Source organism: Ensifer sp. ENS11 (genome assembly GCF_014851895.1).
GTDB classification, from domain to species: Bacteria; Pseudomonadota; Alphaproteobacteria; order Rhizobiales; family Rhizobiaceae; genus Ensifer; species Ensifer canadensis.
Genome location: NZ_JACVAN010000008.1, coordinates 313,293 through 333,234, shown reverse-complemented (window position 1 = coordinate 333,234; position 19,942 = coordinate 313,293). Strand labels below are relative to the sequence as shown.

Annotated in this window: 17 protein-coding genes; 14 read left to right on the top strand and 3 right to left on the bottom strand. The window is 62.8% G+C overall.

Annotated elements, in window-relative coordinates; all coding sequences use genetic code 11:
• Window positions 1–688, bottom strand: a 688-nt coding sequence (locus tag IB264_RS18305) for an isocitrate/isopropylmalate family dehydrogenase (protein WP_246811783.1), incomplete at its 3' end; no start/stop codon positions are given.
• Between the two features lie 515 nt (window positions 689–1,203).
• On the opposite strand from IB264_RS18305, the gene IB264_RS18300 reads away from it, so the two are divergent.
• The 3 genes from IB264_RS18300 (at window position 1,204) to IB264_RS18290 (ending at window position 4,271) form a co-directional block, all read left to right on the top strand.
• On the top strand, window positions 1,204–1,845 hold the full coding sequence (locus IB264_RS18300) for a LysE family translocator (RefSeq protein ID WP_025425268.1): 642 nt from the start codon (window positions 1,204–1,206) through the stop codon (window positions 1,843–1,845).
• A gap of 132 nt (window positions 1,846–1,977) precedes the next feature.
• Window positions 1,978–4,041, top strand: coding sequence for a M3 family metallopeptidase (locus IB264_RS18295; protein WP_025425267.1), 2,064 nt, complete (start codon window positions 1,978–1,980; stop codon window positions 4,039–4,041).
• Between the two features lie 92 nt (window positions 4,042–4,133).
• Window positions 4,134–4,271, top strand: coding sequence for a hypothetical protein (locus tag IB264_RS18290; protein WP_156408076.1), 138 nt, complete (start codon window positions 4,134–4,136; stop codon window positions 4,269–4,271).
• Between the two features lie 65 nt (window positions 4,272–4,336).
• Here IB264_RS18290 and IB264_RS18285 read toward each other — a convergent pair whose 3' ends face one another.
• Window positions 4,337–5,509: a dihydrodipicolinate synthase family protein gene (locus IB264_RS18285; RefSeq protein WP_025425266.1), complete on the bottom strand. Its 1,173-nt coding sequence runs from the start codon at window positions 5,507–5,509 to the stop codon at window positions 4,337–4,339.
• Between the two features lie 317 nt (window positions 5,510–5,826).
• On the opposite strand from IB264_RS18285, the gene IB264_RS18280 reads away from it, so the two are divergent.
• From IB264_RS18280 to IB264_RS18260, 5 genes are read left to right on the top strand one after another with little or no spacing between them, the layout of a single operon-like run.
• Window positions 5,827–6,870: a LacI family DNA-binding transcriptional regulator gene (locus IB264_RS18280; RefSeq protein WP_025425265.1), complete on the top strand. Its 1,044-nt coding sequence runs from the start codon at window positions 5,827–5,829 to the stop codon at window positions 6,868–6,870.
• On the top strand, window positions 6,867–7,868 hold the full coding sequence (locus IB264_RS18275) for a Gfo/Idh/MocA family protein (protein ID WP_025425264.1): 1,002 nt from the start codon (window positions 6,867–6,869) through the stop codon (window positions 7,866–7,868). Before IB264_RS18280 ends, IB264_RS18275 begins: the two co-directional genes overlap by 4 nt.
• Window positions 7,869–7,872: 4 nt before the next feature.
• Entirely contained in the window at window positions 7,873–9,492 is a 1,620-nt protein-coding gene (locus IB264_RS18270; protein WP_025425263.1) for an acyl CoA:acetate/3-ketoacid CoA transferase, read from the top strand.
• On the top strand, window positions 9,485–10,264 hold the full coding sequence (locus tag IB264_RS18265) for an enoyl-CoA hydratase/isomerase family protein (RefSeq protein ID WP_025425262.1): 780 nt from the start codon (window positions 9,485–9,487) through the stop codon (window positions 10,262–10,264). The genes IB264_RS18270 and IB264_RS18265 overlap by 8 nt, the downstream gene beginning before the upstream one ends.
• On the top strand, window positions 10,264–11,772 hold the full coding sequence (locus tag IB264_RS18260; RefSeq protein ID WP_025425261.1) for an aldehyde dehydrogenase family protein: 1,509 nt from the start codon (window positions 10,264–10,266) through the stop codon (window positions 11,770–11,772). The genes IB264_RS18265 and IB264_RS18260 overlap by 1 nt, the downstream gene beginning before the upstream one ends.
• 202 nt (window positions 11,773–11,974) lie before the next feature.
• On the opposite strand, the gene IB264_RS18255 is transcribed toward IB264_RS18260, so the two are convergent.
• Window positions 11,975–13,039: a LacI family transcriptional regulator gene (locus IB264_RS18255; RefSeq protein ID WP_025425260.1), complete on the bottom strand. Its 1,065-nt coding sequence runs from the start codon at window positions 13,037–13,039 to the stop codon at window positions 11,975–11,977.
• Window positions 13,040–13,355: 316 nt separating this feature from the next.
• On the opposite strand from IB264_RS18255, the gene IB264_RS18250 reads away from it, so the two are divergent.
• The 6 genes from IB264_RS18250 to IB264_RS18225 all read left to right on the top strand — a co-directional run bounded on the left by IB264_RS18250 (window position 13,356) and on the right by IB264_RS18225 (window position 19,929).
• Entirely contained in the window at window positions 13,356–14,588 is a 1,233-nt protein-coding gene (locus IB264_RS18250; RefSeq protein WP_371412274.1) for an ABC transporter substrate-binding protein, read from the top strand.
• Between the two features lie 179 nt (window positions 14,589–14,767).
• Window positions 14,768–15,649 (top strand): carbohydrate ABC transporter permease, encoded by an 882-nt coding sequence (locus tag IB264_RS18245; RefSeq protein WP_025425258.1) that lies wholly within the window; start codon window positions 14,768–14,770, stop codon window positions 15,647–15,649.
• Window positions 15,646–16,527, top strand: a complete 882-nt coding sequence (locus tag IB264_RS18240) for a carbohydrate ABC transporter permease (protein ID WP_025425257.1) — start codon at window positions 15,646–15,648, stop codon at window positions 16,525–16,527. The genes IB264_RS18245 and IB264_RS18240 overlap by 4 nt, the downstream gene beginning before the upstream one ends.
• A gap of 4 nt (window positions 16,528–16,531) precedes the next feature.
• Window positions 16,532–17,647 (top strand): ABC transporter ATP-binding protein, encoded by a 1,116-nt coding sequence (locus IB264_RS18235; protein WP_025425256.1) that lies wholly within the window; start codon window positions 16,532–16,534, stop codon window positions 17,645–17,647.
• 6 nt (window positions 17,648–17,653) lie between these two features.
• A complete protein-coding gene (locus IB264_RS18230; protein ID WP_025425255.1) occupies window positions 17,654–19,153 on the top strand; it encodes an FAD-dependent oxidoreductase in 1,500 nt (499 codons plus the stop codon).
• Complete coding sequence (locus IB264_RS18225) at window positions 19,150–19,929, top strand: 3-ketoacyl-ACP reductase (RefSeq protein ID WP_025425254.1); 780 nt, start codon at window positions 19,150–19,152, stop codon at window positions 19,927–19,929. Before IB264_RS18230 ends, IB264_RS18225 begins: the two co-directional genes overlap by 4 nt.
• Window positions 19,930–19,942 lie beyond the last annotated feature (13 nt).

Sequence of the window (19,942 nt, the reverse complement as noted above, 5' to 3'; positions counted from 1 at the left end):
TGCCGCCGGCATCGGCCAGCATATGCTCGAGCTGGACATCGGAATATTTCGCCTTGTGGGTTTCGGTCACCACCTGGTTCCACAACACGCCCGACTTCATGACGTTGCGCTTTTCCATCGAGCAGACGCGGTTGTTGCGGGTGCGGGCCAGTTCGAAGGCAACGCCGGCGATGCGCTCGATCTCGTAGGTGTCGTAGACCTGGGTGTCGATGCCGCGCTTCTGGCCGTTGCCGAGATCGATGATTTCCTTCGGCTCGCCGAAATAGACACCGCCGGTCAACTCGCGCACGATCAGGATGTCGAGGCCTTCGACCAGTTCCGGCTTCAGCGACGATGCGGCGGAAAGCGCCGGATAGCAGATGGCCGGGCGCAGGTTGGCAAACAGCTGCAGGTCCTTGCGCAGGCGTAAGAGACCGGCTTCGGGACGGACCTCGTAAGGCACGGCATCCCACTTCGGACCGCCGACGGCACCAAACAGCACGGCGTCGGCTGCAAGCGCCTTGGCCATGTCCCCTTCCGAAATCGCCTGGCCGTGGGCGTCATAGGCAGAACCGCCGACGAGGCCTTCGTCCGTCACGAAGCCGGCGCCAAGCTCGGCATTCATGTAGGCGATGATTTTGCGGACTTCCGCCATGGCTTCCGGGCCGATGCCGTCGCCGGGCAGAAGGAAGAGATTGCGCACTGTCATGGAAAGTCCTTCTCGCGGGGAAAACTCGCGCGCGTCTTAGCGCAACTTCGTATCGAGGGAAATGATCGCGACGAAAGAATTGTGCGCCAACATCCCGGCCCCGCGCCGGTTACCGGAGAAACAGCGTGCACGCCGAAAGGGTGGAATTCTCACATCCGCGGCCCGAAGCCGCAACGCCCGCACACACACGGAAAAGGATCGAGATCATGCGCAATTTCACTCACGAGATCACGACGCTTCTCGGCGCCAGCGTCAATGCCCTTGTCTTCGGCAACCGTCGAGCCAGCGGTTCCCGTCGCTAGAACACAGTTCTTCGTGTCACTGCATGCCGCCACTCTTCGGTGGAGGTCTGTCTTGCCGTTCGCGCCTACCGATTTTCGCGAAGCGACCGTGCGCCTTGAAATCCTGGAGCGTTTTTGCAGTTCCCGTTTCGACATTCTCTCGGAGCAGCCTTTCCGCTTGACGGAATCGTTGGCTGGGGATCGAATGGTCGCTGACACAACCGGGGACCCGCCATGTCCGAGACGCTGCTGATCGGTGCCTTTCTCGCCGCCCTTTCCTATACGCTCATTCCCGGGCCGGCTTTTCTGGCCTTGCTCGGCATCGGTGCCGGCCAGGGCCGCAAGGCAGGCGCCCTGTTCATGGGCGGCCATCTCGCCGGCGATATCCTCTGGTCGGGCTTGGCGCTGGTTGCGATCGTCGGCGCGCGTTCGGTCGGCACGACGATCTTCGACATTCTCGGCCTCTTCTGTGGCCTCTATCTCGGCTGGATCGGCTGGACCGCGCTGCGCGCCCGGCCGACGGGCGAAAACAGGGCGCTGATCACGGTGGAGCGACCGCTCCGGCGCGGGCTTATCTTCGGCCTGACAAACCCGAAGGGGTATCCGGTGGCGCTCGCGACCTTCACCGCCCTGCTCGCCGGCTCCGCCAACGCGCTTGAATTCGACGCCCTGCCGATGCTGCTCGGCGTCTCGCTTATCGGCTTTCTCGTTGCCGACCTGATCCTGATCGTAATCATCGGCGCGTCGGTCGTTCGGCGTTTCTATCGCCACCATGAGCTGGCGATCGTTCGGCTCTCAGGGCTGCTGTTCATCGGCTTTGCCGTCCAGGCCGTGTGGCACGCCGCCCCCGGCCTTCTCGGTCTGCGCAAGCCCTGAAACCCAAGCCCAAGTCTTGACGCTGGGGCCGCCAGCAACCACCTCAAGCTCTTCCGCCCGACGTTGTCTCCAGCTGCGTGGGCGCTCCCCTCCCCGGCCATTAGCCGGCATCCGCATGCGAAAGGATCCTTCATGACCGCCAGCACCCCGCTCAATCCTGCCCTGACGACCTGGACCGGACATGAGGGCTTGCCCCGCTTCGACCTGGTGAAGGACACGGATTTCGCGCCCGCCTTCGAGGCGGCCTTCAAGGTGCATGAAGCGGAGATCGACGAAATCGCCGGAAGCACTGATGCGCCGACCTTCGACAACACCGTGATCGCGCTTGAGATTGCCGGCGATGAGCTGTCGCGCATCTCCTCGCTCTTCTGGAACAAGGCCGGCGCCGACACCAACGAAACCATCCAGGCGCTGGAACGCGACATCGCGCCGAAAATGTCCCGGCACTATTCCAGGATCGGCACGAATGCAGCGCTGTTCAAGCGGATCGACACGCTGTGGGAAAACCGCGAAACCCTCGGTCTCGACCTTGAGGCGACGCGGGTCCTGGAGCGGCACTGGAAGGGTTTCGTCAAATCCGGCGCGAAGCTGGCGAAGGATGAGCAGGAGCGGCTGGCGGCGATCAACGAGACGCTTGCCGGCCTCGGCGCCAAGTTCGGTCAGAACGTGCTTGCCGACGAAAAGAACTGGGCCCTCTTCCTTGAGAGCGACGAGGATCTGGCCGGGGTGCCGGACTTCCTGCGCGACGCCATGGCGGCTGCCGCCAGCGACCGCGGCGAAAAGAGCAAATATGCGGTGACGCTGTCGCGTTCGATCATCGAGCCGTTTCTGACCTTCTCCGACAATCGCGAGCTGAGGGAGCAGGCCTTCCGGGCCTGGATCGCCCGCGGTGAGAATGGCGGCGAGACCGACAATCGCGGCCTCATCGCCGAAACGCTGGCTCTGCGGGCCGAGAAGGCCAGGCTGCTCGGCTATGCCAATTACGCGGCGCTGAAGCTCGACAACACCATGGCCAAGACACCGGCAGCCGTGAACGGCCTGTTGATGCAGGTCTGGGAAAAGGCGGTCTCCCGTGCCCGCGAGGAAGAGGCCGATCTTGCCAAGCTGATCGCAGCCGAAGGCCGCAATCACGACGTCATGCCGTGGGACTGGCGCCACTATGCGGAAAAGCTGCGTGCCGAAAAGTTCAATTTCTCGGAAGGCGAGCTGAAGCCCTATCTGCAGCTCGAAAAGATCATCTACGCCTGCTTCGATGTCGCCCAGCGCCTGTTCGGCATCACCGCGACGGAAAAGAAGGGCATGGCCGGCTATCATCCGGATGTGCGCGTCTTCGAGATCCGCGACGCCGCCGGCAAGCTTGTGGCGCTGTTCCTCGGCGATTACTTCGCGCGTTCGTCGAAGCGCTCCGGCGCCTGGATGAGTTCGTTCCAGTCTCAGCACAAGCTGACGCTCAAGAACGGCACCGTCGGCGAACTGCCGATCATCTACAACGTCTGCAACTTTGCCAAACCCGCTGAAGGCAAGCCGGCGCTCCTGTCGCTCGACGACGCGCGCACCCTCTTCCACGAGTTCGGGCATGCGTTGCATGGCATGCTATCCAACGTCACCTACCCCTCCGTATCCGGTACGGGCGTGTCGCGAGATTTCGTCGAACTGCCTTCGCAGCTCTACGAACACTGGCTGACGGTGCCGGATATCCTCAAGCGCTATGCGGTGCACTACCAGACCGGCGAGCCGATGCCCGAGGCGCTGCTCGACAAGGTGCTGGCCGCACGCACCTTCAACTCCGGCTTCGCCACGGTCGAGTTCACCTCGTCCGCCTTGGTCGACATGGCCTATCACACGGCGGAAACGCAGGGTGAGCCGATGGCGCTCGAAACGGCGACACTGGAAAAGATCGGCATGCCGAAGTCGATCGTCATGCGGCATCGCAGCCCGCATTTCCTGCATGTCTTCTCCGGGGACGGCTACTCTGCGGGGTACTATTCCTACATGTGGTCGGAAGTGCTCGATGCGGATGCGTTTGCCGCCTTCGAAGAGACGGGCAATCCTTTCGATCCCGTCATGGCGCGCAAGCTCAGGGACAACGTCTATTCGGTCGGCGGCTCCATCGATCCGGAAGACGCCTACAAGGGGTTCCGCGGCAAGCTGCCGAGCCCCGATGCCATGTTGGCCAAGAAGGGCCTGGCGGCCTGAGGCATGATTGTCGGTCCTACCGCGCCATCTGGCGCGATCGGCCCGACCACAGTGCGCGCGCCGTGTTGCGCGCCGCCTCGAAGTCGGAGGCGTTGCCGAGACTGCTCGGCGAAGGCCTGACCCTCAGTGCCGCCGTCTACAATCTCCTGGACAAGAAGGTCGAGCAGACGGATTTCAACACGGTGATGGAGGGCCGCCGTTTCTGGATGAGCCTGACGACAACGTTCTGAGGCCATCCGCCGGGGTCGCTGCCCCGGTCATCGACGGCGCCCGTTGCGGGCGCCGTTTTTCGTTGTCAGCCGGCCTGTTCGACGCCGAGGGTCGTAACAAAGCTCTGCATCCGCTTTGCCGCCAACTCGGGTCGATCAAGCACGTTGGCCTTGTCGGCAAGCCGGAAGATGTCGGAGTAGTGCAGCAGGCCACGCGCCGACTGCATGCCTGCCGGCATGGTGAAATGGCCCTGGTGGCCGTTCAGCCAGGCGAGGAAAACGACGCCGGCCTTGTAGTACTGTGTCGGCGTCTCGAAGATCTTGCGCGACAGCGGCACGGTCGGCTCGATGACGCCACGGAAAGTGGCCACATCGCCCTTGGCCAATGCCGCAAGCGCCTTGGAGGCGGAAGGTGCCACCGCATCGAAAATGCCGAGAAGTGCGTGACTGTATTTCGCGCCGTCGCCCTCGATGAGCTCCGCATAGTTGAAGTCATCGCCGGTGAAGCAAAGTACGCCCTCCGGCAGTCGGTTGCGCAAGGCGACTTCTTTGGCGTTGTCGAGCAGGGAGATCTTGATGCCTTCAACCTTGTCGCGGTTGGCCTGGATGATCGACAGCACCGCGTCGAGTGCCTCATTGAAATCGTCAGAGCCCCAGTAACCCTTGAGCTGCGGATCGAACATGTCGCCGAGCCAATGCAGCACGACCTTGTTTTTTGTCTGGCGCAGAATGTGACCGTAGACGTGGCGATAATCGTCGGGCGAGCGGGCGACGCGGGCAAGCGCGCGGCTTGCCATCATGATGGCGCGGCCGCCCTCACCCTCGACGAATCCGATTTGTTCCTCGTAGGCGGCAATCACGTCGTCGAGCGAGCGTGCCTCAGTGGGCGCCAGGTGATCGGTGCCCGCACCGCAGGCAAGGTCAGCGCCCGGCACGCTTCGCGCCTCGGTGAGGGAGCGGCGGATCAGTTCCTGCGCGCCCGGCCAGGCGAGGCCCATGCCGCGCTGGGCGGTGTCCATCGCCTCGGCGATCTTGAAGCCCAGGCCCCAGAGATGATGGCGGAAGGCCATCGTCCGCTCCCAGTCGATGGCGGCATTGCCCCAGGGATCGGCATCGCGAAACGGATCCGACACAACATGAGCGGCGGCATAGGCAATGCGATTGAAGGTTGGGGCGGCGCTTGGCCGCTCGATCGGGATGCCCGCCAGACTGTATCGCTCAAGTGAACCGTCATGGCGTGGCAGCGTCAGGCTTGTCATCGGCTTTCTTCTCCTCCTCGGATCGTTGCATTCGAATAATTTAGATCGTTCCAAATTTCAAGTGGGAAATCTGGCATCCGATGCCAATCGAGGTGCCAAGGCTCCGGAATGAAAAGAAAAATATGGCATAAGCCATTGTAAACAAGGATATTTATAAACAATTACAACGGTGATGCCGTGGATCTATTACCTGTATCGCTGGGACTGAGATGGCCATAGAATAGTACGGAAACCAAAAAAGTGATCCTCCACCTCTTGACGAATTTGGAACGTTCCAATTATGAATGTGAAAAATAAGGCGGGTTTGGGAGGGTGCTTTGGTCAAGGAACGGGTAACGGTGGTGGATATCGCACACGCAGCCGGCGTGTCGAAGTCGACCGTGTCGCTCGTCCTTCAGGGCAGCTCGCTGGTCAACGAGGTGACGCGCGCCAAGGTCAACGCGACCATTCGCGAGCTTGGTTACGTCTACAATCGCAGCGCTGCCAACCTGCGCCAATCGAAGTCGAAGATCATCGGCATCGTCGTCAACGACCTGACCAACAGCTTCTTTGCCGAACTGGCGGTTGGCGTCGATACCGTGGTGCAGTCAGCCGGCTTCGTCCAGTTTCTCGCCAACACGAATGAAAAGATCGAGCGGCAACGCGAGGTCGTGGCGTCCATGCGCGAGCATGGGGTCTCCGGGCTGATCATCTCCCCGGCGCGCGGCACCGAGGCTGCCGATCTGGCGCCTCTGGTCGATAGCGGCATCCCCGTCGTGCTCGTCGTTCGCGATATCGCCGACGCGGGCGTTTCATCGCTGACGTCTGACAATCATGCCGGCGCCATGGCGGCGGTGCGCCACCTGATCGAGCGGGGTCATCGGCGCATCGCGTTCCTCGGTGGTTTCCACGACACCGCCGTATTCGAGGCGCGCATGCGCGGCTACCGCGAAGCTTTGCTCGAGGCGGGACTTGATGCGGCCGAGGCGCTTGTCATCGGCTCGGCGCCATCGCGCGCCGGCGGTGTCACGGCCATCGAGCAGGCGATGATGCTTTCCGACCGGCCAACGGCCGCGCTCTGCTTCAACGACGCGGTCGCATTCGGTGTCTGCGACGGCCTGCGGGCGCGGCGGCTGGAGCCGGGCGCCGACTTTGCTGTGATCGGCTTCGACGATGTGATCGAGGCGAAGACGGCGGTGCCGGCACTGACGACCGTGTCCGTCGATCCGCAAGGCATGGGGCAGAGGGCGGCGGAATTGCTGCTGAAGCAGATCAATGCGGGCAAGGCGGAGGCCGAAGCGATTATCGGTTCGGTGCGTCTCGTCGTTCGCCAGAGCTGCGGTGCTGCGATCGAGCGCAGAACGAGGGAGGCATTGTCATGAACAGATGGGGTCTGATCGGCGCGAGCACGATCGCGCGCGAATGGGTCATTGGCGCAATTCGCGCCACCGGTGGCGAAGTGGTTTCGGTGATGAGCACCAGCGCTGAGCGCGGTGCTGCCTATGCCACGGAAAATGGCATCGGCAAGTCGGTGACGTCGGTCGAGGAACTGGTCGGTGATCCCGATGTTGATGCCGTCTACGTCTCGACCACCAACGAGCTGCACCGCGAGCAGACGCTGGCGGCAATTCGGGCCGGCAAGCACGTGCTATGTGAAAAGCCCTTGGCGATGACGCTGGAGGATGCGCGCGAAATGGTTGTCGCCGCACGCGAAGCCGGCGTGGTGCTTGGCACCAACCATCACCTGCGCAACGCCGCTGCCCACCGGGCGATGCGGGATGCCATCGCCGAAGGGCGGATCGGCCGGCCGATCGCGGCACGGGTCTTCCATGCGGTCTATCTGCCGCCGCATCTGCAGGGCTGGCGGCTGGAGCGGCCGGAAGCCGGTGGCGGCGTCATTCTCGACATTACCGTGCACGATGCCGACACCTTGCGCTTCGTCCTTAACGACGATCCGGCCGAAGCCGTTGCCATCAGCCATAGCGCCGGCATGGGCAAGGAGGGGGTGGAGGACGGCGTCATGGGGGTGCTGCGCTTCCAGTCGGGCGTCATCGCCCAGTTCCACGATGCTTTCACCACCAAGTTTGCCGAGACCGGGTTCGAAGTCCACGGCACGGAGGGGTCGCTGATTGGCCGCAACGTCATGACGCAGAAGCCGGTCGGCACCGTCACCTTGCGTAATGCCGAGGGCGAAAGCCAACTGCCGCTCGATCCGGCCAATCTCTATGAAACCGCCCTTGCGGCGTTTCATTCAGCGATCGAAGGCCATGGCCAGCCCTCGGCAACCGGCGAGGACGGTGTCTGGTCGCTGGCAACCGGCCTTGCGGTCGTCAAGGCGGCAGCGACCGGTCAGGCGGCTGCGATCGAAACGGGACTTTGAGTTGATGTCGATGAACAAGCATATTTCACCCACTGAGGCCGCCGCGCTGATCCCGGATGGTGCCGTCGTTTCGGTCTCGTCGTCGAGTGGTCTTGGCTGCCCCGATCTGATGCTAAAGGCGATCGGCGAGCGTTTTGACGCAACCGGCCATCCTCGCGACCTGACGACGCTGCACCCGATCGCCGCCGGCGACATGAGCGGCATCAAGGGTGTCGATTACATCGCCAAGAAGGGACTTTTGAAGAGGATCATCGGCGGCTCCTATCCCTCGGGTCCGTCGAGTGCCGAACCGCCCCTGATCTGGCAGATGATCGGCGCCGACGAGGTTGCAGCCTACAATATCCCCTCCGGCGTTCTCTTCGACATGCACCGCGAGGCCGCCGCCAAGCGCCCTGGCGTTATGACCAAGGTCGGGCTCGACACCTTCGTCGATCCGTCGCGCGAAGGCTGCGCCATGAATGCCTCGGCGTCAGTCGAGCCGGTGGTCAAAAAGGTCGCCTTTGAGGGCGAGGACTGGCTCTATTTCAAGGCGATCGCACCGCAGGTGGCGATTATTCGCGCGACGACTGCGGACGAGCGCGGCAATCTTACCTATGAGCACGAGGGTGCCTATCTCGGTGGTCTCGATCAGGCGCTGGCCGCCCGCAACAATGGCGGCATCGTCATTGCCCAGGTCAAGCGCATCACCAAGGAAGGCTCGTTGAAGCCGCACGACGTGCGTGTGCCGGGCGTGCTCGTCGACTATGTCGTCGTCGATCCCGACCAGAAGCAGACGACGCAGACGCTCTACGATCCGGCCATCTCCGGCGAGATCTTCCGTCCGCTCGACAGTTTCCGCGTGCCGGAATTCAACATCCAGAAGGTGATTGCCCGCCGGGTGGCGCAGGAGTTGCAAACGGGCAGCGCCGTCAACCTCGGCTTCGGCATTTCGGCCAACGTGCCGCGCATCCTGCTCGAGGAGGGCCTGCATGGCGCCGTCACCTGGGTGATCGAACAGGGGGCTGTCGGCGGCGTACCGCTCCTGGATTTCGCCTTCGGCTGCGCGTCGAACGCTGACGCCTTCATGCCTTCGCCCTACCAGTTCACCTATTTCCAGGGCGCGGGCTTCGATGCCTCGCTGCTCTCCTTCCTCGAAATCGACCGCAACGGTTCGGTTAATGTCTCGAAGCTCTCCTTCCGGCCGCATGTGACGGCCGGCGCCGGCGGCTTCGTCGACATTACTGCTCGAGCCAAGAAGATCGTCTTTTCCGGCATGTTCAACGCCGGCGCGAAGCTTGCCGTCGCCGATGGCAAGCTGGTGATCGAGAAGGAAGGCAAGCTGAAGAAGCTCGTCAACGAGGTCGAACACGTCACCTTCTCGGGCCGCCGCGGCGTCGAGCAGGGGCAGGACATCACCTATGTCACCGAGCGCTGCGTGATGAAGCTGACGCCCGAAGGCGTGATGCTGACCGAGATCGCGCCGGGTGTCGACCTGCAGGCACATATTCTCGACCAGTCCGAATTTCCGCTCCTTGTATCCGATCGATTGAAGACCATGGATGCGGCACTTTTCCACGAGGCGCCGATCGGCCTGAAACTGCCGGTCAAGGCTGCCCGTACGCTTGCGGGAGGCGCCCGTGTCTGAGGAGCGCATCCAGATCGCAGTCGACGGCCCGATCGCGACGATGACTGTCGCGCGTCCGGACAAGCTCAATGCCTTCGACATCGACATGCTGAAGGCGCTCGCTGCCGCCTGCGATACGGTGGAAGTGATGCGCGACGTGCGCGTGCTGATCCTGACGGGTGAGGGCAAGGCCTTCTCCGCCGGTGGCGACATCAAGGCCTGGGGCGGCATGGATGCCGCAGCCTTCGGTCATGATTGGGTGCGCTTTGGCCATCGCGTCTTCGAGCGGCTGGCGACGTTGAGAATGCCCGTCATCGCAGCGCTCAACGGCCATGCCCTCGGCGGCGGCCTGGAACTAGCCGCGGCGGCTGACATCCGGATCGCCGAAAGCCAGATCAAGATCGGCCTGCCGGAAACGAGCCTCGGCATGGTTCCCGGCTGGTCGGGCACGCAACGTCTCGTCGTCCGTTTCGGCGCGCAGATCGTGCGGCGCATGGTACTCGGCGGTGAGATGTTTACGGCAGAGACGGCGAAGGCCGAAGGCCTTGTCGATGGGGTCGTCGAGACCGGAACAGTGATGCAGGCGGCGCGCGACTACGCAGCCCGCGTGGCAAAGCGCGGCCCGGCCGCGCTCGAGATTTCAAAACTGATGATCGCCTCGGCGAACGGCGAGGACAATGGTGCCGCGGTCGAAGCGCTGGGGTCCATCCTCGTCGCCAAGACAGGCGACCTCAGGGAAGGGGTCGCTGCCTTTTCCGAAAAGCGCGAAGCCCAGTTCAAGGGAGAATGGTAATGACGGTTCTGGTGAGGCCCAAGGCACTTAGCGATCACAAGGTGCGCACGTTCCAGATGCTGATCGACGGCAAATGGGTCGACAGCGCCGACGGACGCACGATCGAGCGCGTCGCCCCCGGCCACGGCGTCGTCGTCAGCCGCTATCAGGCAGCAGCGAGCGGCGATGCCGAGCGGGCGATCTCTGCTGCCCGTCGCGCCTTCGACGATGGCCCCTGGCCGCGCATGACGGCGTCCGAGCGGTCTCTGATCCTGCTCAAGGCCGCCGACATGATTGCCGCGCGCGCCGACGAGCTTGCTTTCCTCGACGCCATCGAATCGGGAAAGCCGATCAGCCAGGCCAAGGGCGAACTGGGTGGCGCTGCCGATATCTGGCGTTATGCTGCTGCTCTTGCCCGTGATCTTCACGGCGAAAGCTACAATACGCTGGGAGACGGCACGCTCGGCGTGGTTCTGCGCGAAGCGATCGGCGTCGTTTCGATCATCACGCCGTGGAACTTCCCGTTCCTGATCGTCAGCCAGAAGCTGCCTTTTGCGCTTGCCGCCGGCTGCACGACAGTGGTCAAGCCTTCCGAACTGACCTCAGCCTCGACGCTCGTGCTTGGCGAAATTCTCGAAGCGGCCGGCGTACCGGCCGGTGTCGTCAACATTCTCACCGGCACGGGTCCCGAGGTCGGCGCGCCGATGACGACGCACGCGGATGTCGACATGATCTCCTTCACCGGCTCCACCGGCGTCGGCCGTCTGACGATGGCCAATGCGGCGCAGACGTTGAAGAAGGTATCGCTCGAACTCGGCGGCAAGAACCCGCAGATTGTCTTCCCCGACGCCAACCTCGACGAGTTCATCGATGCGGCCGTGTTCGGCGCCTACTTCAACGCCGGCGAATGCTGCAATGCCGGCTCGCGGCTGATCCTTCACCGCGACATTGCCGAGGAGGTGACGGCGCGCATCGCCGCACTCGCGGCCAAGGTCAAGGTCGGCGATCCGCTCGATCCGGAAACCCAGGTCGGCGCGATCATCACGCCGCAGCATCTGGAAAAGATTGCCGGCTATGTTTCTGCCGCATCGAAGGATGGTGCCGCTGTCGCTCATGGCGGCGCTGCACTCGATCTCGGCATGGGACAGTTCATGGCGCCAACCATTCTTTCACAGGTGCGACCCGACATGGCTGTTGCCCGCGAGGAGGTTTTCGGGCCGGTGCTGTCGGTGCTGACCTTCGAGACCACCGACGAGGCAATCCGCATCGCCAACTCCATCGACTACGGTCTGTCGGCCGGTGTCTGGAGCCGCGATTTCGACACCTGCCTGACGATCGGCCGCCGCGTGCGCGCCGGCACGGTCTGGATGAACACCTTCATGGATGGGGCTTCCGAGCTGCCGTTCGGCGGTTATCGCCAGTCCGGCCTCGGCCGCGAACTCGGTCGGCATGCGGTCGAGGATTATACCGAAACCAAAACGCTCAACATGCATATCGGCGCCCGCACCGGCTGGTGGATGCCGCGCTAACTTAGAGCATTTCCAGGAAAAGTGCGAAGCGGTTTTCCGTCAGGAAATACGTAAAAACAAAGAGATAGAGCGTCGCCGTGACTCCGTTTAAACCGGAAACGCTCTAGGGGACAAGGGGAGACGGATGATGTCGGCAGGGATCGCAGCAACGAAACGGGCAGGGGCGTCATGGCACGCCGCCGGCCTGTCGTTGTCGCGCGGTTCAGTTCGATGCCGACCAGTTGGCGGGGATCTGCGGAGAGAGCAGAAGCTGCAGTTTGTTGACGTCGGTTTCGCCGCCGATGCGCTGGAGCAGCACGCGGCCCATGTCCTCGCCCGTAGCCGTCAGATCCTCATAGATCGTTTCCACCTGGGGCTGGATCGCGCCCAGGAGGTGCGACGTCTGCTTGGCGACAATGTCGTATTCGTTGCCGAGCGTCAGGCCGCAATCGCTCATGCCGGTAATGGTGGCGAGAGCACAGACTTCGCCACCGCACATGAAACTATCAGGCGGGTCGGGCTCGGCGTAACGCTGGCGAACACGGTCGCGGATGTCGCCGGCCGGGCTGTCGAGATCGATACCGGAGAGAATTTCGTAGGCGCAGCCCGCCTCGCGCACGGCGGTCATGAAGCCGTGCTGCAGGTGGCCGCCGAAGGTGAAGTCGGTTGGGCCGCTGATCAGTGCCGGCTTGCGGCGCCCCTTGGCGATCAGCCGGCGGGTGGCCTGGTAGGAGAAGGTGAAGTTGTCGTAGTCGACATAGGCGTGCGGGGTCGAAAGCTCGGTGCGTCCGTGGGTGACGAACGGAAAGCCGATCTCCGAAAGCAACATGACGCGCGGATCGAGCGGTTCGGTGCGCGAGAAGATCAGACCATCAGCCATGCTGTTGCGGGTGATGTAGTTCACCGCCTCGACATTGGTCGTGTTGAGGAAGTTCGGCATGACGATCAGGTGATAGGACGTGCCCTGCAGCGCCTTGGCGATGCCGCTCATGATCGAGGTGCCATAGCCGAGGATTTCCTCGTGTGGGTCGAGCAGGACGGCGATGACGTTGGTGCGGCCGGTCTTCAGGCGCTGGGCGGCGCGATCGGGCGAATAGCCGATTTCGATCGCCACCTCGCGAACCCGCTTGCGGGTGTCGGCGGAGATTTGCGGCGCTTCGGCGAGGGCGCGCGAAACGGTGGTGACCGCAAGCCCGGTGATCTCGGCGATCGTGCGAAGGGTCGGCTTGCCCCGTCTGGCGGGCGAACCAATGTCTTCGGAACGGGCGGGCTTGGGGGAATCGGCCAATGCTAGTCATCCTCAAGGCGGTCAAGAGCGGCTTTTGTAACGTGGCACGAACGCTTAGGCAATCGAATCATGAAAACGTTTTAAATCTCGCGACGCGGCATGAATTGCTGCACTGCGAAACGCAAACTGTTGTATATAATTCAGCAAATTCAATTGCTTCGTGAGGTGAGGAAGTGCACGCGTGCGGAATGCTTGACTTGCTGAATTTATAACGTTTTAAATTGGCCAGCCGCTGCCTTAGGCGGTGCGATATCCGAGGCGGGAGGAGGTTCCGCTTCGATAACTTGCAAACGGGAGGATAACGATGCGCAAGTTGATGACGACGACGGCTGTTGTGGCGCTGATGATGGCGGCCACCGCCGCGCGCGCAGCAGAAAACGTGGAAGTGCTGCACTGGTGGACTTCCGGCGGTGAGGCTGCTGCGCTCGACGTTCTGAAGAAGGACCTCGAAAGCAAGGGTATTTCCTGGACCGATATGCCGGTCGCCGGCGGCGGCGGCACGGAAGCCATGACCGTGCTTCGCGCCCGCGTCACCTCGGGCAACGCTCCGACCGCAGTGCAGATGCTCGGTTTCGATATTCTCGACTGGGCCAAGGAAGGCGCACTCGGCAACCTTGACGATACCGCTTCCAAGGAAGGCTGGGACAAGGTCATCCCGACGGCCCTGCAGCAGTTCTCGAAGTATGACGGCCACTGGATCGCCGCTCCGGTCAACGTCCACTCGACCAACTGGGTCTGGATCAACAAGGCTGCCCTCGACAAGGCCGGCGGCAAGGAGCCGGCGAACTGGGACGAGCTCATCGTCCTTCTCGACAACTTCAAGGCTCAGGGCATCACGCCGATCGCCCATGGCGGCCAGCCGTGGCAGGACGCGACGATCTTCGACGCCGTCGTGCTCTCGCTCGGCAATGATTTCTACAAGCAGGCCTTCATCGATCTCGATCCGGCAGCGCTCGGTGGCGACAAGATGAAGGAAGCCTTCGACCGCATGACGAAGCTGCGCTCCTATGTCGACGACAACTTCTCCGGCCGCGACTGGAACCTCGCTTCGGCAATGGTGATCGAGAACAAGGCCGGCCTGCAGTTCATGGGCGACTGGGCCAAGGGCGAGTTCCTGAAGGCGAAGAAGGTGCCAGGCACCGATTTCGTCTGCATGCGCTTCCCGGGTACGCAAGGGTCCGTCACCTTCAACTCCGACCAGTTCGCGATGTTCAAGGTTGCTGACGACAAGATCCCGGCACAGCTGCAGATGGCCTCGGCGATCGAAAGCCCGACCTTCCAGTCGGCCTTCAACGTCGTCAAGGGTTCGGTTCCTGCACGCACCGACGTTCCGGATACGGACTTCGACGCTTGCGGCAAGAAGGGCATCAAGGATCTCGCCGAAGCCAACACCAACGGCACGCTGTTCGGTTCCATGGCCCATGGCCATGCCAACCCAGCTGCCGTCAAGAACGCGATCTACGACGTCGTGACGCGCGAGTTCAACGGTGAATTGACCTCCGATGAGGCGGTCAAGGAACTCGTCGCCGCCGTCGCGGCTGCGAAGTAACGGGCGAGGCCCGGTCCGGGACGCGAGCAAGCGTCCCGGACACTCATTCTGACATGCAAGCGTCTTCGAAGCGTCGCGTCCATCGCGGACGCAGGGGAGCGGTTTGATACAAAGAACCTGCGCGGATGCCGATACCAGGGAGTTTCCCGACGGCAGAGCGCCAGAAGTGGTGAACGTTCATGGATAACCGCAGTCGACTGCAGGACCTGATACCGAAGCTGGTCCTTGCCCCGAGCTTCGTTATCGTCCTGATCTTTGTTTATGGCTTCATCGCCTATACCGGCTTCCTGTCGATGACGGACAGCAAGATGCTGCCGTCCTACAATTTCGTCGGTTTCAGCAATTATCAGAAGCTCTGGGCCCTGCCGCACTGGTGGCGGGCGGTGAGCAATCTGGCGATCTTCGCTTCGCTCTATATCGCCATCTGCTCGGTGCTGGGGCTTGGACTTGCGATCCTGCTCGACCAGAAGATCCGGGCGGAAGGCTTCCTACGGCCGATCTACCTCTATCCGATGGCGCTGTCGTTCATCGTGACCGGCACGGCCTGGAAGTGGTTCCTCGATCCCGGCATCGGGCTTGAAAACACCATGCACCTCTGGGGCTGGGAGAGCTTTTCGTTCAACTGGATCAAGGACCGCAACTACGCGATCTATTGCGTGGTGATCGCCGCCGTCTGGCAATCGACCGGCTTCATCATGGCGATGTTCCTTGCCGGTCTGCGCGGCGTCGACAACGAGATCATCAAGGCGGCGCAGATCGATGGCGCACCGACATCGACGATCTACCGGCGGATCATCATTCCCTTGATGCGGCCGGTCTTCCTCTCCGCCTTCGTCGTTCTCGCCCATCTGGCGATCAAGGCCTACGACCTGATCATCGCGCTCACCGGCGGCGGGCCGGGCCAGGCGACCGAATTGCCGGCGACTTTCATGTATTCCTACACCTTCACCCGCAACCAGATGGGCATCGGCGCCTCGTCGGCCATCATCATGCTGGTGATGATCTTCTCGATCATCGTTCCCTATCTCTACTCCGAAATCCGCGGAGGAAAACGCCCATGAGCGCCCCCAGCCCAGACAATGTCATCTCGCACAACCGCCTGACGCGTGCCCTGATCTACACGGTACTCATCGTCTTTGCGCTCTATTCGCTGCTGCCGCTCTATGTCATGCTGGTCAACTCGCTGAAACCGCTCGACGAGATCCGCCAGGGCGGCATGCTCAACCTACCGCAGACCCTGACACTGGAACCCTGGCTTTCGGCCTGGTCGACGGCGCAGATCGGAGTTCAGCCGACAGGCCTGAAGCCGTTCTTCATCAACTCGATCCTGATGGTGGTGCCGGCCGTCGCGATCTCGACGATGATCGGCGCGCTCAATGGCTACGTCCTGACCAAGTGGCGCTTTCCCGGTGCCAACATCTTCTTCGGCATGCTGCTCCTGTCGTGCTTCATCCCGTTCCAGATCGTGCTGATCCCGATGGCGCGCGTGCTTGGCATCATCGGCCTTGCCGGATCGATCTGGGGCCTGATCTTCGTCCACGTGATCTACGGCCTCGGCTTCACCACGCTCTATTTCCGCAACTACTACGAAGCCTTCCCGACGGAACTCGTGCGTGCGGCGCAGATCGATGGCGCCAGCTTCTTCCAGATCTTCTGGCGGATCCTGCTGCCGTCGTCCGGTCCGATCATCGTCGTCTCGGTCATCTGGCAGTTCACCAATATCTGGAACGACTTCCTGTTCGGGGCATCCTTCTCCGGCGCCTCTTCGACGCCGATGACGGTGGCGCTCAACAACCTCGTCAGCTCGTCGACCGGGGTCAAGGAATACAACGTTCATTTCGCGGGCGCGATCCTCGCCGCCCTGCCAACGCTCATCGTCTACATCGTGTCCGGCCGCTACTTCGTGCGCGGGCTGATGTCCGGCGCCGTGAAAGGATAAGCTCATGTCGTTCCTCAAAATCAGCAACCTGCGCAAATCCTACGGCTCGCTCGAGATCCTGAAGGACATCAATCTGGAGATCGACGAAGGCGGCTTCCTCGTGCTCGTCGGCCCGTCCGGCTGCGGCAAGTCCACCCTGCTCAACACCATTGCCGGGCTGGAGCCAATCACCTCGGGCGAGATCGCCATCAACGGCCGGTCGGTCGCCGATCTGCACCCGTCCAAGCGCGACATCGCCATGGTGTTCCAGTCCTACGCGCTCTATCCGAACATGACGGTTGCGGGCAACATCGCCTTCGGCATGGAAATCCGCGGCGTGCCGAAGGACGAACGCGAGAAGGCGATCAAGCAGGTCGCCGACATGCTGCAGATCGGCCATCTGCTCGATCGCAAGCCGAGCCAGCTTTCCGGCGGCCAGCGCCAGCGTGTCGCCATGGGCCGCGCCCTTGTGCGCAAGCCGCAGGTCTTTCTCTTCGACGAACCGCTGTCGAACCTGGACGCCAAGCTGCGCGTCGACATGCGCACCGAGATCAAGCGTCTCCACCACCGGATGAAGACAACCATCGTCTACGTCACCCACGACCAGATCGAGGCGATGACGCTGGCGACCAAGATCGCGGTATTGAAGGATGGCGTGCTGCAGCAATTCGGGACGCCGGCCGAAATCTACAACAATCCGGCCAACATGTTCGTCGCCGACTTCATGGGTTCGCCGGCCATGAACCTGCTGACGGCCCGGATCGAAAGGAACGGCGCCGATGTTGCCGTCACGCTCGCGCGCCCGAACGCCGAGCCGATGAAGCTCACCGTTCCGCATGCCAGCGGCGCACTCTCTACCTATGCCGGCAAGGACGTCGTCTTCGGCATCCGCCCGGAAGCACTGACCGACCCTGACGGTGCCGACCGCAATGCCAAGGCGATCGTCGAAGGCGAATGCCTGATCGAGGTGGTCGAGCCCGCCGGTTCGGACACCTTTGCGGTGACCCGCCTTGGCGGCAAGGAGGTCGTCGCCCGCCTGCGTGCCGATGCGCGCATCGCACCCGGCCAGACGTCGCAGCTCGCCTTCAATCTCGACAAGGCGGTGTTCTTCGATCCTCAGACGCAGCAACGGATCGCGTAACGGCCGATGGAGCAGCAGCCGGATATCGTCATCATCGGGTCGGGCATCGGCGGCTCCACCGTTGCGGCGGGGCTTGCCGGCTCCGGGGCGCGCATAGCCATACTCGAGCGCGGCGAGCGCCTGCCCGACACACCGGAAGCGCGCAGCTATAGTTCGATCTTCGTCAAGGGCCATTTCCGGCCCAAGGAGATGTGGCGCGAAGCCGACGGCACGGAGTTCAATCCGGGCAATTTCTATTTCGTTGGCGGCAATTCCAAACTCTTCGGTGCGGTGCTCTTGCGCTACCGTGCAGAGGATTTCACCGAGATGCAGCATCTTGGCGGCGTTTCGCCGGCATGGCCCTTTCTCTATGAAGAGCTGGAGCCGTGGTACGGCAAAGCCGAGCAACTGTTCGAGGTGCGTGGCGAATTGGGTCAGGACCCTACGGAGCCGTTCCACGCCTCGCCCTACCCTTATGGCCCGGTACCGGACGAGCCGGCAATTGCTCGCGCGCGCGCCGAGTTGAAGGCGCAGGGGCTCAATCCGGCGACGCTGCCGCTTGGCGTCGACATCGAGACGTGGCTGGCAGGCGGGCGCACGCCATGGGACGGGTTTCCCAACACCGGCAAGGGCAAGAAGGATGCCGAGACCGCATCGCTCGCCTCCGCGCTGAATGACCCCAACATCGAGCTGATCACCTCCGCGCATGTCGACACGCTGGAGAAAGGTCGGGGCGGCCGGATCGAGGCGGTCCATTACACCCATAGGGGCGAGAAGAAGCGCCTGTCGCCCAAGTTGGTGATCCTGTCGGCGGGCGCGATCAACTCGGCCGCCATCTTGCTGCGCTCCGGCGATGGCAAGGGGCTCGCCAACGCCTCCGGCCAGGTCGGCCGCAACTTCATGAACCACAATTGCAGCGCCATGCTGGCGATCAATCCGTTCAGGCGCAATGACAGCATCTACCAGAAGACGCTGATGCTGAACGATTATTACCTGACCGGCGGCAGGGACGGTTTGCCACTCGGCAATGTCCAGCTGCTCGGCAAGATCAACGGTGACATCCTCAAGGCCAATGCGCCGGTCTGGGCGCCGCGCTTCGCATTGGATTTCATGGCCGGTCATGCGGTCGACTGGTACATGATGACGGAGGACCTGCCGAACCCGGAAAGCCGCATCATGGTCGACGGCAAGGGCATCATCATGCAGTGGCGGCGCTCGAACATGGAGGCGCTTTCCGGGCTCGAAGCGAAGATGCGCGCCCACTTCAAAGCTGCAGGCTATCCGATCGTGCTCTCCCAGGCCTTCGACAAGCGCACGCCGTCGCACCAGTGCGGCACGATCCGGATGGGCACCGATCCCGGTCAGGCGCCGCTCGACGTTTATTGCCGCGCCTTCGATCATCCGAACCTCTTTGTCGTCGATGCCGGCTTCCTGCCAACGTCCGCTGCGGTCAACCCGGCGCTGACGGTGGCGGCACAGGCGCTGCGCGTTGCCGACCATATCGTTGCGAAGGAGCTGAGAGCATGACGACATCGACGCGTCCCGTGGCTGTTGTCACCGGTGGCCGGCGCGGAATCGGACTCGGCGTGGCCCGGGCACTGGCGCGCGACGGCTTCGACATAGCGCTGACGGGGCTCGGTGCGGCGGATCAAGCGACGCAAGCCACGCTCTCCGAGCTATCGGCGCAAGGCGGTCGCGCCATCTACCTCGAGGCCAATCTCGCCGATATCGGCGCGCATGCCGCCACCGTCGCCTGCATCCGCCAGGAACTGGGCCCGATCCGCTGCCTCGTCAACAACGCCGGCATCGCCTCCGTCGTGCGCGGCGACTTTCTCGACCTTCTGCCGGAGAATTTCGACACGATCGTCGCCACCAACTTGCGCGGCACAGTGTTCTTCACCCAGGCCGTGTTGCTCTCGATGCTCACCGAGCCGCCAGGTGCGGCACCACGTTCAATCATCAACATCACATCGGTTTCCGCGACCATGAGTTCGCCCGAGCGGCTCGACTATTGCATGACCAAGGCCGGCCTTGCCGCCTTCAGCCAGGGGCTCGCCTTGCGGCTGGCCGACACAGGCATCTCCGTCTTCGAAATCCGGCCCGGGGTCATCCGGTCTGACATGACCGCTGGCGTCTCGGCGAAATACGACGCCCTGATCGACGGCGGACTGGTGCCGATGAAACGCTGGGGCGAGCCAGAAGACATCGGCAACATCGCCGCAGGGCTTGCCAGCGGCAAATTCGGCTTTGCGACCGGCTCAGTCATCCAGGCCGATGGCGGCCTGTCGATCGGTCGACTCTAGAAAATAGTGCAGG

What these genes read in the sequence shown, in the direction of transcription:
- IB264_RS18300 (WP_025425268.1), top strand. Translation starts at nt 1,204, where the DNA reads ATGTCCGAGACGCTGCTGATCGGTGCCTTTCTCGCCGCCCTTTCCTAT.
- IB264_RS18295 (WP_025425267.1), top strand. Translation starts at nt 1,978, where the DNA reads ATGACCGCCAGCACCCCGCTCAATCCTGCCCTGACGACCTGGACCGGA.
- IB264_RS18285 (WP_025425266.1), bottom strand. Translation starts at nt 5,509, where the DNA reads ATGACAAGCCTGACGCTGCCACGCCATGACGGTTCACTTGAGCGATAC.
- IB264_RS18275 (WP_025425264.1), top strand. Translation starts at nt 6,867, where the DNA reads ATGAACAGATGGGGTCTGATCGGCGCGAGCACGATCGCGCGCGAATGG.
- IB264_RS18270 (WP_025425263.1), top strand. Translation starts at nt 7,873, where the DNA reads ATGTCGATGAACAAGCATATTTCACCCACTGAGGCCGCCGCGCTGATC.
- IB264_RS18260 (WP_025425261.1), top strand. Translation starts at nt 10,264, where the DNA reads ATGACGGTTCTGGTGAGGCCCAAGGCACTTAGCGATCACAAGGTGCGC.
- IB264_RS18250 (WP_371412274.1), top strand. Translation starts at nt 13,356, where the DNA reads ATGACGACGACGGCTGTTGTGGCGCTGATGATGGCGGCCACCGCCGCG.
- IB264_RS18245 (WP_025425258.1), top strand. Translation starts at nt 14,768, where the DNA reads ATGGATAACCGCAGTCGACTGCAGGACCTGATACCGAAGCTGGTCCTT.
- IB264_RS18240 (WP_025425257.1), top strand. Translation starts at nt 15,646, where the DNA reads ATGAGCGCCCCCAGCCCAGACAATGTCATCTCGCACAACCGCCTGACG.
- IB264_RS18235 (WP_025425256.1), top strand. Translation starts at nt 16,532, where the DNA reads ATGTCGTTCCTCAAAATCAGCAACCTGCGCAAATCCTACGGCTCGCTC.
- IB264_RS18230 (WP_025425255.1), top strand. Translation starts at nt 17,654, where the DNA reads ATGGAGCAGCAGCCGGATATCGTCATCATCGGGTCGGGCATCGGCGGC.
- IB264_RS18225 (WP_025425254.1), top strand. Translation starts at nt 19,150, where the DNA reads ATGACGACATCGACGCGTCCCGTGGCTGTTGTCACCGGTGGCCGGCGC.